Source organism: Aurantiacibacter rhizosphaerae (assembly GCF_009807005.1).
In the GTDB taxonomy this organism is placed as follows: domain Bacteria; phylum Pseudomonadota; class Alphaproteobacteria; order Sphingomonadales; family Sphingomonadaceae; genus Alteraurantiacibacter; species Alteraurantiacibacter rhizosphaerae.
This window is the reverse complement of the sequence record NZ_WUBR01000002.1, coordinates 86,390-99,877: the sequence shown is the minus strand read 5'-3', so window position 1 is coordinate 99,877 and position 13,488 is coordinate 86,390. Positions and strand designations below refer to the sequence as shown.

Genomic DNA, 13,488 nt, shown 5'->3' with positions numbered 1-13,488 from the left:
AGCTGGAGGAATTAGCTGTCCCCTGACTCCTCCACAGGAGTTTTGGCGATCTTGCGGCGCGTGTCACGTATGGTGGAATAGGCACCATATGCGATCAATACGGCAAGAAATATCCAGACCCAGAGGGGGATATCCAGTCCGAAGATTCCCAGATAAAGATATGCAGATACAAAGAAAAATCCCGCCAGCATGGTGGGCAAAACAGTGGATCGGCCCGCACGCGCCCGCTTCACCAGCCACGCGATGGAGGCAAGAAAGAAGGGGATGGCGCCAACATAGATCGTGACGAAAACATAGGGATTGACCCCGTACTGCGCGCCCTGCGCAAGGATCCAGTCATTGATCGTTTCGAGCATTGCGCTCTCCTGCTAGCGTTGCACCTGTTTCGCAGGATCGCGGCAAAGGGTTACCCGGCTTGGTGGTAACAAGTCTTCTCGAAACCAGCCCCGGTTCGACCATCCCGGCACGAATGCAGGCTACCGAACCGGGGAAAGTACATCACTTGCCGCGCGGAAAATCCGTGCTGTTGTAGAGATCGACGATTTCACGATACTCAAACTTGCGGTCGCCCGCCTTCTGGATCGAGTATTCGGAACGACTTTCTTCCGGCAGCAGCATGATGTGACGGATCAGATCAGCAAAGGTGCCGTCGCGGATGGAATTCACCCCATTCAGCAGGCCACCATCATCGTCCCCATGGTGCAAAAAGGCACGGTCGTCCCACTGGATTCCCTCGCGGTGGGTGTCTTCTGCCTTGTAGGTGCTGGGATGGTCAGTCATGAAAATTCCTCCTTTTCACACCAACGCATCGCACCGCGCAGGGTTTCCCTCGCTTATGCGGCCCCCTAGCTTATGCGTCCTTCATGAAGGCGGACGACGCGGTCCATGCGCGCAGCCATGCGTTCATTATGCGTGGCAACCAGTGCGGAACTGCCCTGCCCTCTTACCAGATCGAGGAATTCATCCAGAACGCGATCCGCCGTCTTTTCATCAAGATTGCCGGTGGGCTCATCTGCCAGCACCAGCTGCGGCTTGTTCGCCAGGGCACGCGCCACGGCCACGCGCTGTTGCTCCCCGCCTGAAAGCTGGCTGGGGCGGTGATCGAACCTGTGTTCCAGACCCAGCGCACCAAGCAATTCCTCTGCCCGGATTTCCGCATCCTTGCGCGGCACATCCAGCAGCAATTGCGGCAGCACCACGTTCTCTCTGGCGTTGAAATCGGGCAGCAGGTGATGGAACTGGTAAACAAAGCCCAGATGCTCACGCCGCAAGGTGGTGCGATCCGCGGCGTTCAGTTCGCCCGCCTGCGTGCCAGCAAGTTCGATCTGGCCGGAAAACCCGCCTTCCAGCAGGCCAACTGCCTGCAGCAGGGTGGACTTGCCCGAACCCGATGGCCCCAGCAGCGCCACGATCTCTCCCTGGCCGATCTCAAGATTGACGCCGCGCAGCACATCGATGCGCACGCCGCCCTGTTCAAAACTGCGCGCCAGATTGCGCAGCGCGATGACAGGCGCACCTGTGTTCACGGGGCTATTCATAGCGAAGAACCTCCACCGGATCGGTGTTAGATGCGCGATAGGCGGGATACAGCGTGGCGAGAAACGCCAGCCCCATTGCCGAACCGGCGATGGCCAGCACTTCAAGCGGATCGGTCTTCGCTGGAAGTTCGGTCAGGAAGCGGATGGAGGGATCCCACAGTTCCACGCCGAAAACGGTGCTGATAAAGGTGATGATCCCCTGCCGGAAGAACAGGACTATCAGGCCCAGTGAAACCCCGGCCACGGTGCCGATCACGCCGACGATGGAGCCGGTGGTCACAAAGATCTTCAGCAGGCTGCGGCGCGTTGCGCCCATGGTCCGCATGATCGCGATATCGCGCGTCTTGCTGCGCACCAGCATCACCAGAGAGGAAAGGATATTAAACGCCGCCACCAGCACGATGATGCCAAGCGCAAAGGCCATGGCCACACGCTCCACCTGCAACGCCTCGAACAGGGAGGCGTTCATCTGCTGCCAGTCGGTTACCTGCGCCTGGCCTGCGAGCTTCTCCTCCAGCGGCGCGAGTATCTCGTTCACGCGGTCCGGGTCTTCGGTCTGGATTTCGATCATGCTGACGGTGTCGCCCGTCATCAGCAATGTCTGCGCCGATGGAATGGGCATCACCACGAAGCGTTCGTCAAAATCATACAGGCCAACTTCGAAGACCGCCGTCACGGTATAGCCGATCTGGCGTGGCACGGTGCCGAACGGTGTCGGGCGGCCTTGCGGATTGATGATGGTGAGCGTGTCACCCAGCCTGATGCCAAGGTTTTGCTGAAGTCGCGAACCGATGGCGACATTGCGCTCCCCCGGTTGCAACAGCGACATGTCGCCGATCACGACATTGTCCGTCATCCGCTGAATGTCTTCTTCGGTATTGCCGCGAACGAAGATGCCTTCCGCACGGCCATTATAGGTGGCCAGCAGAGGCTGCTCTATCAGTGGGGAGGCACGGGTAACGCCGGGCGTCTCTCTCACTTCGTCGAGAATATCTTCCCAGTTTTCCAGCCGTCCGCCGAATATCTGCACCACCGCATGGCCATTCAGCCCCGTAATACGATCGAGCAATTCGGCGCGGAAGCCGTTCATCACGCTCATCACGATCACCAGCATTGCGACCGAGAGCATGACAACAGTGATGGAGATGCCAGCGACCAGCGCGATGACAGCTTCGCTGCGACCGGGCAGCATATAGCGCTTGGCTATGGACCATTCGAATGGGGAGAGGATCACGTGTGAATATTTCGCATTTCTGAAGCGGTTTGAACGCGTTTAGGGCCCCATTACACCACTGGCAACTGCATAGGTCATTAACCACTGGGTGACGTTCTCACACCTATAGGCGGCCATGGCCCTTTCGAAACTCTTTCACCATGGCAGTGCATCCAAGGCGCCTTCCCGCCTGGGATCGCTGTTCATCTTTGCGGTGCTGGTGCTGGCCGTCATGCTTGCCGGATCGAGCTGGCTGTCTTCGCAAACGCTGCAGGAACGGCGCATCGCCTATGATTACGAGATGCGCGCGCGCGAGGTGTTGAGCGAAACTACGCGGCTGCGCCTGGCGGCGCTTTCCGCAATGAACAGCGAACGCGGTTATCTGATCACCCGCGACGATACCTATCTGAACGCAGTGGAGTCCGATGGCACGGCCCTGCGCGCAGGCCTTTCCCGATTGCAGGGCCTGCTGGCGGATGACCCTGCCTACACCCTCACCCTGGTGCGTCTTGAACGCCGGATCGAAAATCATCTCAACACGGTTTCCACCATGGTGACGCTGGCTTCCGAGGGACGCGAGGCGGAAGTCATGCGGCGGGTCTCCGCCGGTGAGGGACGGCAGGCGATGGCCGCCATTGCAGAGGTGATCGACAGGCTGGAGCAATCGGAAAGCGATTCGCTGGCGCAGCGCACCGCCAGGCTGGAAACATTACGCGATCAGTCCGAACGCATGCAGCGCGTTCTGGGCGTGGTGGGCCTTGCCCTGTTGCTGCTGGGCACCATTGCCGCGATCATGCTGCGGCGGTCATTGCTGCGCGAATCCAGTGCCAATGATGAATTGCGGCGCATTGCCCTTACCGACGATCTCACCGGCCTTGCCAACCGCCGCGAGGTGCTGCGATCGCTGGACCGGATGATTGCCTCATCGCGGCGTGATGGCCGCCCGCTGTCCATCGCCATACTCGATATTGATCGGTTCAAGCAGGTGAACGATCGCTATGGCCATCCGGCGGGTGACGAGGTGATCCGCATGGTGGGGAAGCTGACGTCATCCTTCATGCGAGAGCAGGATCTTGTGGGCCGGTTGGGCGGCGAGGAATTTATCGTCGCCTTCCCCGATTGCGATGCGGCATCCGCCATGCAGGCGTGCGAACGGCTGCGCAGCGCCATCGCCGGCACCACCATCATCACCGAAGGCGGCGATGTGCTGAACATAACGCTCAGCTCCGGCGTTGCGCAATTCGGCGCGAACAGTGATCGCACGCGCCTGATCGCACGGGCGGATGCGGCGTTGTATGATGCCAAGGAAGGCGGGCGCGATCAGGTGCGATTGGCGGCTTGATCCGCCATTATCAGCCTACTGATCGGCCAGTTGTCCGGCAATCCACGCATCCACATGCGCTTCCAGCACGTCCAGCGGGACGGAGCCGTTTTCCAGCACGGTATCGTGGAAGGCGCGCAGGTCGAAATCCTCGCCGAGGGCTTCCTCTGATCGGGTGCGCAGTTCGCGGATCTTCAATTCACCCAGCTTGTATGCCAGTGCTTGCCCCGGCCAGGTGATATAGCGATTGACCTCGGCATTGATGTTGCCTTCTGACAGCGCGGTATTCTCCAGCATGTAATCCACGGCCTGCTGGCGAGTCCAGCCGAGGGCGTGGAGGCCGGTGTCGACGACCAGGCGGTTTGCGCGCCACATCTCGTATGACAGGCGGCCCATCTGTTTCGCGGGCGTATCATACAGGCCCATCTCGATGCCCAACCGCTCCGAATAAAGGCCCCAGCCCTCCACGAACACGGTGAAGAAGGTGCCGTTGGCGCGCAGCGGGTGGATATCGAGCTCCTGCTGCAACGCGATCTGGTGATGGTGCCCCGGCACGGCCTCATGCACGCCAAGCGCGGGTAATTCCCACAAAGGACGCTGATCGAGTTCCGTCAGGTTCAGACGGTAAATTCCCGGCTGACCCGTCGCGATGGAGCCGCTCTCGTAATAGGCCGTGGTGTTGCCCGGCGCGCTTGCTGCGGGGATTGGCTCAACCGTGTATGGCAGGCGCGGCAATTTGCCGAACAGGCGCGGCATCCATCCGTCGATCTCCTTGGCCAGCGCTGCGGTGTATTCGAGGTAGCTTTCCTCGTCGGTGGGGTAATATTGCGGATCGGTGCGCAGGTGCTCGATAAAGGCTTCCCGCGTGTCAAAGCCTGCCTCTGCCGCCACGGCCTCCATCTCTGCGCGAATGCGCGCGACTTCGGAGAGGCCCAGATCGTGGACTTCCTGCGGCGTCATCTCTGTGGTGGTGAAACTGCGCACGCGGTAGGCGTAGTATTCCTGCCCGCCGGGTGTACCGCCGATGCCGGGAGACGCATCGGTGCGGCAATTGGGCGCATATTCCTCGGTATAATATTCCAGGAAATCGCCCAGCCCCTCGAATGCGCCGTCATTGATGGCGGTGCGTCCGCGAACCTGCAGGTCTGCCCACTGGCTTTCGGAAATTGCGGAGGGCCGCGTTTCGAAGGCCTGCCACCATACGGAGTCTTCAGGCGATTGGGCGATCAATCCGCTGACGGAATTCTCATATCCCTCCATCGGTTCGCAAGGCAGCGCCAGCCCCAGCTCCAACCCCTCTCGGTTGTTTTCAATAAATGCCTGCACGTATTCGGGGAATGCTTCGATCCGGGTCAGGTAACTGTCGTAGTCAGAAGCGGTGAACAAGGGCGAGGAATAGGGAAGGCCACTGATCGCTTGCTGCGGTCCGCCGCGATTGGTGAAGCTGATATAGCGGGTGTGAGGATACTTCGCGCCTTCCAGAGTATCGCGCAGATCGTGTTCAAGAATGGCGTAATCGATCGCCAGCTTTTGCGGCAGCGCATCTGCATCGATTGCATCAAGACGGTCGACAAAGGCGCGAACGTCTTCGTTGCGTTTTTCATACCCTTGGCCCGAAGGATCGCCGAGCTTACCGTCACCGCGCGGGTCACCAATGTTGGTGGCAAGCCATGGGGTCTGGTCCAGCATCCACTGCCACGCCTCCTCCCTCAGCTCCAGGAAGTCCGCCTCGGCATCCTGCGCATAGGCGGGCAGCGGCATGGCGATGGAGAGGGCGATGGCAGAAGCGACGAGCAGGCGGTTCATGGTGTGGAGACTCCGGCAAAAACTGGTTGCGCCAGAGACTACGGGCTTAACGCGGGAAGTCTAGCCGCCCCGCAAGGTCTGCACACCCCAGTCGCGTTCCAGCAGGTACAGCACTATGCGCGCCGCCTCTCCGCGATCAGGGTTGGCAAGCCCGCCCTGGCTTTCCACCAGCATCTTCGCATCGGCATTGGCTGTGTCCAGCAGCCGGGTAACCTGCTCCAGATTGGCGATGGAGAAACCCTCCTCACCGCTCTGTTTCGTGCCCAGCAATTCACCGCCACCGCGCAGTTTCAGATCCTCTTCCGCCAGCAGGAACCCGTCTTGAGAGCTCTTCATCAGTTCAAGGCGCTTCTTCCCCGTCTCGCTCAGCTCGCCAGAGCGCAGCAGCAGGCACGTGCTCTTTTCGCTACCCCGCCCTACCCGGCCACGCAGCTGGTGCAGCTGTGCCAGGCCAAACCGTTCTGCCTGTTCGATCACCATCAGTGTGGCATTGGGCACGTCCACGCCGACCTCAATCACCGTCGTGGCGACCAGCACCTTGGCCTCGCCCGCCGCAAAGCGCGCCATCGCGGCGTCTTTCTGTTCGGGCGCAAGCTGCCCGTGCACCAGGACCACATCGTCTCCGAACCGCTCTTTCAGGCTGGCATAGCGCGCCTCTGCGGCGGCAAGATCGTCATTCTCGCTATCCGTATCGCGCACCATCGGGCACACCCAGTAGGCCTGCTGGCCGCTTTCCACATGGCGGCCCACGGCGGCCGCGATATCGGCCAACCTGTCCAGCGGTAGAACGCGTGTGTCGATGGCCTGCCTGCCGGGCGGTAGCTCATCCAGGCGGCTGACTTCCATCTCGCCATGATTGGCCAACACCAGCGTGCGCGGAATGGGCGTTGCCGTCATCGCCAGCGTATGCGGGGTGACGCGGCCCTTTTGCGACAGCATCAGCCGTTGCGAGACGCCAAAGCGATGCTGCTCGTCAATCACCACCAGGCCAAGGTTCTTGTAGCCGACGCTTTGCTGGAAAATCGCATGGGTGCCCACCACCATATCTATGCTGCCATCCAGCAGGCCCATCAGGATACTCTCGCGCGCCTTGCCCTTGTCCCGCCCCGTCAGCAGAGCGATCTCGATGCCTGTGGGCCGGGCCATGGTGCGCAGGGTTTCAAAGTGCTGGCGGGCCAGAAGCTCCGTCGGTGCCAGCATGGCAGCCTGCGCGCCGCCTTCTACCGCCACCAGCATTGCCTCCAGCGCCACCACCGTCTTGCCCGCGCCCACATCGCCTTGCAGCAGGCGCAGCATTGGCGTGGCCTGCGCCATGTCACCGGCAATTTCTGCGATGGAACGGGTTTGCGCGCCGGTAAGCGGGAATGGCAGTTGCAGCCTGTCGCGCAAGCGTTCGTCGCCCTGCAACGGCTGTCCTTTCCGCTGGCGGTTCGATTGTCGCACCAGCATCAGGGCAAGCGCATTGGCGAACAATTCGTCATAGGCCAGCCTGTCGCGCGCCTTTGCATTCTCACCCTTGTGGGCCAGTGCGATGGCATCGTGCCATGATGGCCAGCCCTCGCGGGCAAAGGTGGTCGGCTCTATCCATTCTTGCAGTTCAGGCGCCCGGTCGAGCGATTGCGAAACAAGGCTGGCGACGCGCGGCTGCGTCAGCCCTTCGGAGAGGCGATAGATCGGCTCCACCATCTTGCCCATCGCACCATCGCTCTTGTCGGCAACGTGATCGGGATGGACGATCTGCAACATCTGATCATACTGGTCCAGCCGGCCCGCGACCCAGCGTTTTTCTCCAACAGGCAGCTGCTTCTTTGCAGTGTAGCTGGCGCGCCCGAAAAAGGTGAGCGCGCAGATATTGCCCTTCGCATCGCTGGCCATCACCCGGTACGGCCCGCGAGGGGAGCGACTGGCGCGGTGTTCCACCACATCCAGCGCGATAACCACCTGCTCCCCCACCTGCGCATCGTCCAGATCCGCCACCGCGCGCCGCACCACGAAGCGTTCGGGCACATGGTACAGCACATCGCGGATGCGGGTCAGGCCCAGCTTTTCCAGCGGCTTTTTCAGCTTGGGTCCGATGCCCTCCAGGGTCTCGGTCTCGGCAAACAGGGGGTTGAGGATATCGGGGCGCATCGCGCGCTGTTTAGCGTCTGTATCGCGACTTGCGAAGCGCCGGGTTGACGCACGGCGGCCTTGTGAACAGTTGCGATAGGAAAAAAGCGTTTCGTCTGTTACTAAGTCTATCGGGGCGCATCATTGAGAATATCACATCTTAACAGATGAAATATTCAGGGGGACTATCACTATGAAATTCAAATCCTTATTCGCACTCGCAGCTGCATTCTCGCTCTCTGCGACTCCTGCTGTCGCGCAAGAGCAAGAAGAGCCGCGCACAACCTATCGCGTAACGATGGTTGATCTTGCAGATGGCGCTGATGAGCGTTGGAACGAGATTTATACGACGATGGTCGTACCCGCGCGAGAGGCTGCAGGTCTTTCTCCGGAAACGGTGCATTGGGTTATGATGAACCCTGATTACGATCTCATCATCGTTTCGGAAATGCCGCGCGGACTGGCAGCATTCGATACCCACGCAAATGCCGAGCGGGATGCATTCTATGCGCAAATGCAAACCATTGCTGGCGGAGAGGCGCAACTGAAGGCGCTCGGCGAAGAAATAAACGGACTGATCGAAAAGCGCACAGAGCTTTACACCCATACGCACCCTTGATCCTCGGATCAGAGTGATTAGACGGGGCCTCTCGCCAGAGGGGCCCCGTTTTCATGTCTGACCAAGCTGACCTTTCCACCCGCATCGCCCGCGCGAAATTTCGTGGCTGGCACCGCGGCACGCGAGAAGCCGATTACATGTTCGGCGGTTTCTTCGATCGCTATCACGCGACCTGGGATGAGGCGGGCCTGCTGTGGTTCGAAGCTTTGCTGGACGAGGATGACGTAGACGTGATGGCATGGGCACTGGGCACGGCGCCTGTGCCAGAGAAATTCGCCGGGCCGCAAATGGATGCCATGCGCAAGCTGGATTACGTCGACATCCCGCGCTGAGGCCATTTAGGCGACGCTGTTCGGGCTGGATGAAAGCCCTGCTGCACCTTCTAATTTTCTCCTGATCGCCCTGCTGGCGCTGCGGCGCTGATGGCGCTAGGGCACACGCCTGCAATCCCTTCGTCTCTGGCGCGGGGATTTTTCTCGTGTCCGGAACACGCAAGCGAGTGAGAGTTTAAGACAACGCATGGCCGATCTCCAACGCATCCTGACAGCAAAGACGCCCCTCTCCCTCACCTCCGTCGTGCGCGGTGCGCAGCCACTGGTGATGGCCGATCTTGCCCGCGCAGCAAAAAAGCGCGCCGTTTTCATCGCACCCGATGAAGCCGCCATGCGCGACGTGGCCGATGCCGCGCAATTCTTCGCGCCGGAACTGCAGGTGGTGGAATTCCCCGCATGGGACTGCCTGCCATATGACAGGGCCAGCCCTGCCCTTTCCGTCAGCGCGCGCAGACTGGCTGCGCTCCACGCGCTGCAAGCGGGCGGTAAAGGCAACCAGCTTGTCGTCACCACCATCAACGCGCTGCTGCAGCGCGTGCTCACGCCGTTTCGCATTCGGGAGGCTGTGCGAGAGTTCAAGGCAGGCACGCAGATCGGGCATGAGAGCCTTGCCGCTTTGCTGCAACGCCAGGGATACAGCCGCGTCGATACCGTGGTTGATACGGGCGAGTTCGCCATGCGCGGCTCCATCGTCGATATTTATCCCAGTGGGCTGGAAGCTGGCTTACGCCTGGATTTCTTCGGTGACGAGCTGGAAAGCCTGCGCCTGTTCGATCCCAGCACACAGCGAACCACGGCCACGATTGAAAGCCATCTGCTGCTGCCCGCAAGCGAAGCCTTGCTGGACGAGGATTCCATCAAGCGCTTTCGCAGCCGCTATCGCGAGATGTTTGGCGCCAATGCCACGCAGGATCCGCTTTACGAGGCGGTGAGCGACGGCAGGCGAATGGCAGGCATGGAGCACTGGCTGCCCCTGTTCGAGGATCGCCTCGCCACCCTGTTTGATCACCTTTCTCCGGAAGACGCGCTGGTTATCGATTCCGGCGCGCTGCCGGCTGCCGAAGAACGGCTGAAGGACATTGCCGATTACTATCGCCAGCGCGGCGATATTTCGGGCCAGGCCAAGGGCAGCTATCGCCCCATTCCGCCGGAATCGCTGTATCTGGCGCAGGATGAATTTGGCACCGCGATGGCAGAGTGGCCGATCCACCGCACTTCCATCTTTGCAGAACCCGAAAGCGACAAGGTGGTGGATTTCGGTTTCCGCTCCGCCCGCGATTTCACGCCCGAACGTTCCGCAGGAAAGAACGTGTACGAGGCTGCAGCCGCGCATCTGAAGGATCTGGCGAAGGCCGGAAAACGGCCATTGCTGGCCGCCTATTCGCAAGGGTCGCGCAGCCGCATCACCTCCATCATCCAGGAAGCCGGAACGCCCGTTGCCCTGGCGGAAACCTGGCAGGAAGCGCTGGGATCGGCTGCCAAGGGCAAGGCCACCGCAGCTATCCTGCCGCTGGACACCGGTTTCGCCAACGATCAGCTGGAAGTCATCACAGAGCAGGATCTGCTGGGTGACCGCCTTGTTCGTCGGCGCAAGAAAAAGAAAGATGCAGACGCTTTCCTGGCAGAGCTGCAAGCACTGAGCCGGGGTGATCTGGTGGTGCATGTGGACCACGGCATCGGCCGCTATCTGGGCCTTGAACCCATCGCCGCAGGCAAGAGCCAGCACGATTGCGTGATGCTGGAATATGCGGGCGGCGACAAGCTCTACATTCCCGTTGAAAATCTCGATGTCCTCTCCCGCTATGGCTCCTCTGAAGATGGGGCCGCGCTGGATCGACTGGGCGGCGAAGCATGGCAGCGACGCCGTTCGCGCCTGAAGGAGCGCATTCAGGCCATCGCTGGAGAACTGATGCTGGTGGCCGCCCGCCGCGCCCTGCGCAAGGCGCCGGTGCTGGAGGCCGAGGAAGCCAGCTACAACCAGTTCCTCGACCGTTTCCAGTACGAGGAAACGGAAGACCAGGAACAGGCCATCGCAGATGTGTTGCGCGATCTGGAAAGCGGCCGCCCGATGGACCGCCTTGTCTGCGGCGATGTGGGTTTCGGCAAGACGGAAGTGGCCCTGCGCGCAGCATTCGTCGCCGCGATGAACGGGCAGCAAGTTTCCATGATTGCCCCCACCACCCTCCTGGCCCGCCAGCATTTCCAGAATTTTTGCGATCGCTTCAGTGGCTTTCCGCTCAAGATCGGCCGTCTCTCCCGCCTCGTCTCTGCCAAGGAGATGAAAGAAACGCGCGAGGGGCTGGCATCGGGCGATATCGATATCGTGATCGGCACCCACGCCATCCTGTCGAAGAACACGAAGTTCAAGGATCTGGGCCTCGTTATCGTTGACGAGGAACAGCGCTTTGGCGTGACCCACAAGGAGAAGTTGAAACAGCTTCGCGCCGACGTGCACGTCCTCACCCTCACCGCAACGCCCATTCCGCGCACGCTGCAGATGGCGATGACGGGGCTGCGAGAGCTTTCCACCATCAAGACCCCGCCGGTCGATCGTCTGGCCGTGCGCACTTATGTGATGGAGTGGGATGACATGGTGGTGCGCGAGGCCCTGCTGCGTGAACACCATCGCGGCGGGCAAAGCTTCATCGTGGTGCCGCGCATTTCCGACATGGCCCCGCTGGAAGACTGGCTGCGTGAAACCGTGCCGGAGGTGAAGGTAATCGCCGCACACGGCCAGATGAGCGCGGGCGAGATCGAAGAGCGCATGAGCGCGTTCTACGAAGGCAAATACGAGGTGCTGCTCTCTACCACCATCGTGGAAAGCGGGCTGGACCTGCCCAGCGCCAACACCATCATCATCCACCGCGCGGATCGCTTTGGCCTGGCCCAGCTTTACCAGCTGCGCGGGCGCGTGGGCCGCGCCAAGATTCGCGCCTATGCCTATCTCACCACGGATAAGGACATGGCGCTTTCCGAAGTGGCGCAAAAGCGGCTGAAGGTGCTGGGCGATCTCGACAGTCTGGGCGCAGGGTTCCAGCTGGCCAGCCACGACCTTGATATTCGCGGCGCGGGCAATTTGCTGGGCGATGAGCAATCGGGCCATATCCGTGAGGTTGGCTTCGAACTCTACCAGTCCATGCTGGAAGACGCGATCATGGCGGCCAAGGCAGGCGACGCCGGGTTGGAGGCAGATCGCACCGGCCTATCCCCGCAGATCACTGTCGATGCGCCGATCATGATCCCGGAAGATTACGTGCCCGATCTTGCCGTTCGCATGGCGCTGTACCGCCGCCTGAACCAGGCGGAAGGCAAACAGGAGATCGAAAGCCTCGCGGCCGAAATGATCGACCGTTTCGGCGAACTGCCGCAGCCGACGAAGAACCTCATTCGCCTGATCGAGATCAAGGCGCAGGCCATTGATGCCTGTATTTCCAAGATCGAGGTGGGCGCGCGCGGCACGCTGGTGACCTTCCACAAGGACAGTTTCCCCGATCCCGTGGGCCTTGTCGCTTATGTAGACAGGCTGAAGGGTACGGCCAAGCTGCGTCCGGATATGAAGCTGGTGATCAACCGCGCATGGGGCGATCCGCAAAGCCGCCTGAATGGCCTGTTCCAACTGACACGCGGGCTGAGCGGCGTGGTGAAGAAATCGGCGAAGCAGAAGGCCTAGGCGCAGGCCAGTTCCTGGAACCCGTCGATAGGCATGGGTTTTTCGCCAAGATAGCCCTGCCACACCTCGCAGCCTTCCTGTACGATCACGGCGCGCTGGTCCTCTGTCTCGATACCTTCTGCGGTGACGGCGATGTTCAGCGCCTTTGCCATCGCCACGATGCCGCGCAGCACGGCGAGATCCCGCTCGCACGTGGTGATGCCGTCGATCATCGATCGATCGAGCTTCAGCGAATGCAGTGGCAGCACCTTGAGATAGCGAAAATTGCAGAAGCCGGCACCGAAATCATCCAGCGCGATTTGGATACCTGACTCTGCCAGCCAGCTGAGCTTGCGCGCTGACCGGTCGAGATCCGCCACCAGCGCCTGCTCAGTAATTTCCAGCGTCAGCCGCTCCGGCGGGAATCCGCTATCCGCCAGCATCTCCAGCAAATCTTCGCCAAAGGTGCGATCGAACAGGTCCATGGCCGTGACGTTGAGGGACAGATGCAAGCCTGCCGGCCAATGCGCTGCCGCGCTGAATGCAGCGCGCGCGATATGGCGGGCAAGGCGCCGCGTGATGCCGCCGGATTGCGCGATGGACACTATCGCATCGCCCGCAAGCTCTCCCAGTTCAGGGTGCTTCCAGCGCACCAGCGCCTCTGCCCCGGCCAGCGACGAATCGGTTGATCGGTATTGCGGCTGAAACAGGATTTGCACTGCATCCCCTGCCAAGGCAGCCGACAGCTCTTCGCTGATGGGGTGCGGCTCTGCACGGCGGCGATCCGCCCTGCGGCGGCGATCATGAGTGGGTACGGGAACGGGCATGACAAAGCCTTGTATTGTAAGCACACGCAAGTCAGCCAGCGAGAAAGGTTCGTTGCAAATCGGGACGCTCATTC

General features: G+C 61.0%; 10 protein-coding genes and 1 pseudogene. 4 read left to right on the top strand and 7 right to left on the bottom strand.

The features are described from left to right. Positions 1–11: 11 nt before the first annotated feature. From GRF63_RS07980 to GRF63_RS07965, 4 genes are all read right to left on the bottom strand, one after another. A complete protein-coding gene (locus GRF63_RS07980; RefSeq protein WP_160485512.1) occupies positions 12–356 on the bottom strand; it encodes a hypothetical protein in 345 nt (114 codons plus the stop codon). Positions 357–498: 142 nt separating this feature from the next. Continuing rightward, positions 499–780: a hypothetical protein gene (locus GRF63_RS07975; protein WP_160485511.1), complete on the bottom strand. Its 282-nt coding sequence runs from the start codon at positions 778–780 to the stop codon at positions 499–501. Positions 781–845: 65 nt separating this feature from the next. Further along, positions 846–1,538, bottom strand: a complete 693-nt coding sequence (locus GRF63_RS07970; RefSeq protein ID WP_160485510.1) for an ABC transporter ATP-binding protein — start codon at positions 1,536–1,538, stop codon at positions 846–848. Then, positions 1,531–2,772, bottom strand: coding sequence for a lipoprotein-releasing ABC transporter permease subunit (locus GRF63_RS07965; RefSeq protein ID WP_160485509.1), 1,242 nt, complete (start codon positions 2,770–2,772; stop codon positions 1,531–1,533). The genes GRF63_RS07970 and GRF63_RS07965 overlap by 8 nt, the downstream gene beginning before the upstream one ends. A gap of 115 nt (positions 2,773–2,887) precedes the next feature. Here GRF63_RS07965 and GRF63_RS07960 point away from each other — a divergent pair, with 115 nt between their 5' ends. Beyond that, entirely contained in the window at positions 2,888–4,093 is a 1,206-nt protein-coding gene (locus GRF63_RS07960; protein WP_160485508.1) for a GGDEF domain-containing protein, read from the top strand. A gap of 15 nt (positions 4,094–4,108) precedes the next feature. On the opposite strand, the gene GRF63_RS07955 is transcribed toward GRF63_RS07960, so the two are convergent. Both GRF63_RS07955 and recG read right to left on the bottom strand, forming a co-directional pair. Then, positions 4,109–5,878, bottom strand: a complete 1,770-nt coding sequence (locus GRF63_RS07955; protein ID WP_160485507.1) for a DUF885 domain-containing protein — start codon at positions 5,876–5,878, stop codon at positions 4,109–4,111. A 60-nt stretch (positions 5,879–5,938) separates the two neighbouring features. Next, positions 5,939–8,017: pseudogene (gene recG / locus GRF63_RS07950) on the bottom strand (ATP-dependent DNA helicase RecG); the annotation flags it as partial. A 163-nt stretch (positions 8,018–8,180) separates the two neighbouring features. Here recG and GRF63_RS07945 point away from each other — a divergent pair. From GRF63_RS07945 to mfd, 3 genes are all read left to right on the top strand, one after another. After that, positions 8,181–8,606, top strand: coding sequence for a hypothetical protein (locus GRF63_RS07945; RefSeq protein ID WP_160485505.1), 426 nt, complete (start codon positions 8,181–8,183; stop codon positions 8,604–8,606). Positions 8,607–8,659: 53 nt separating this feature from the next. Further along, positions 8,660–8,938, top strand: coding sequence for an FAD assembly factor SdhE (locus GRF63_RS07940; RefSeq protein WP_160485504.1), 279 nt, complete (start codon positions 8,660–8,662; stop codon positions 8,936–8,938). 187 nt (positions 8,939–9,125) lie between these two features. Next, positions 9,126–12,608 carry a transcription-repair coupling factor gene (mfd, locus tag GRF63_RS07935; protein ID WP_160485503.1) on the top strand — a complete coding sequence of 1,161 codons (3,483 nt, stop codon included), beginning with the start codon at positions 9,126–9,128 and terminating at the stop codon, positions 12,606–12,608. Here mfd and GRF63_RS07930 read toward each other — a convergent pair. After that, the gene (locus tag GRF63_RS07930; RefSeq protein ID WP_160485502.1) at positions 12,605–13,414 is read right to left on the bottom strand and encodes an EAL domain-containing protein; all 810 of its coding nucleotides are present in this window, start codon (positions 13,412–13,414) and stop codon (positions 12,605–12,607) included. The two genes, mfd and GRF63_RS07930, sit on opposite strands and share 4 nt — an antisense overlap. Positions 13,415–13,488 lie beyond the last annotated feature (74 nt).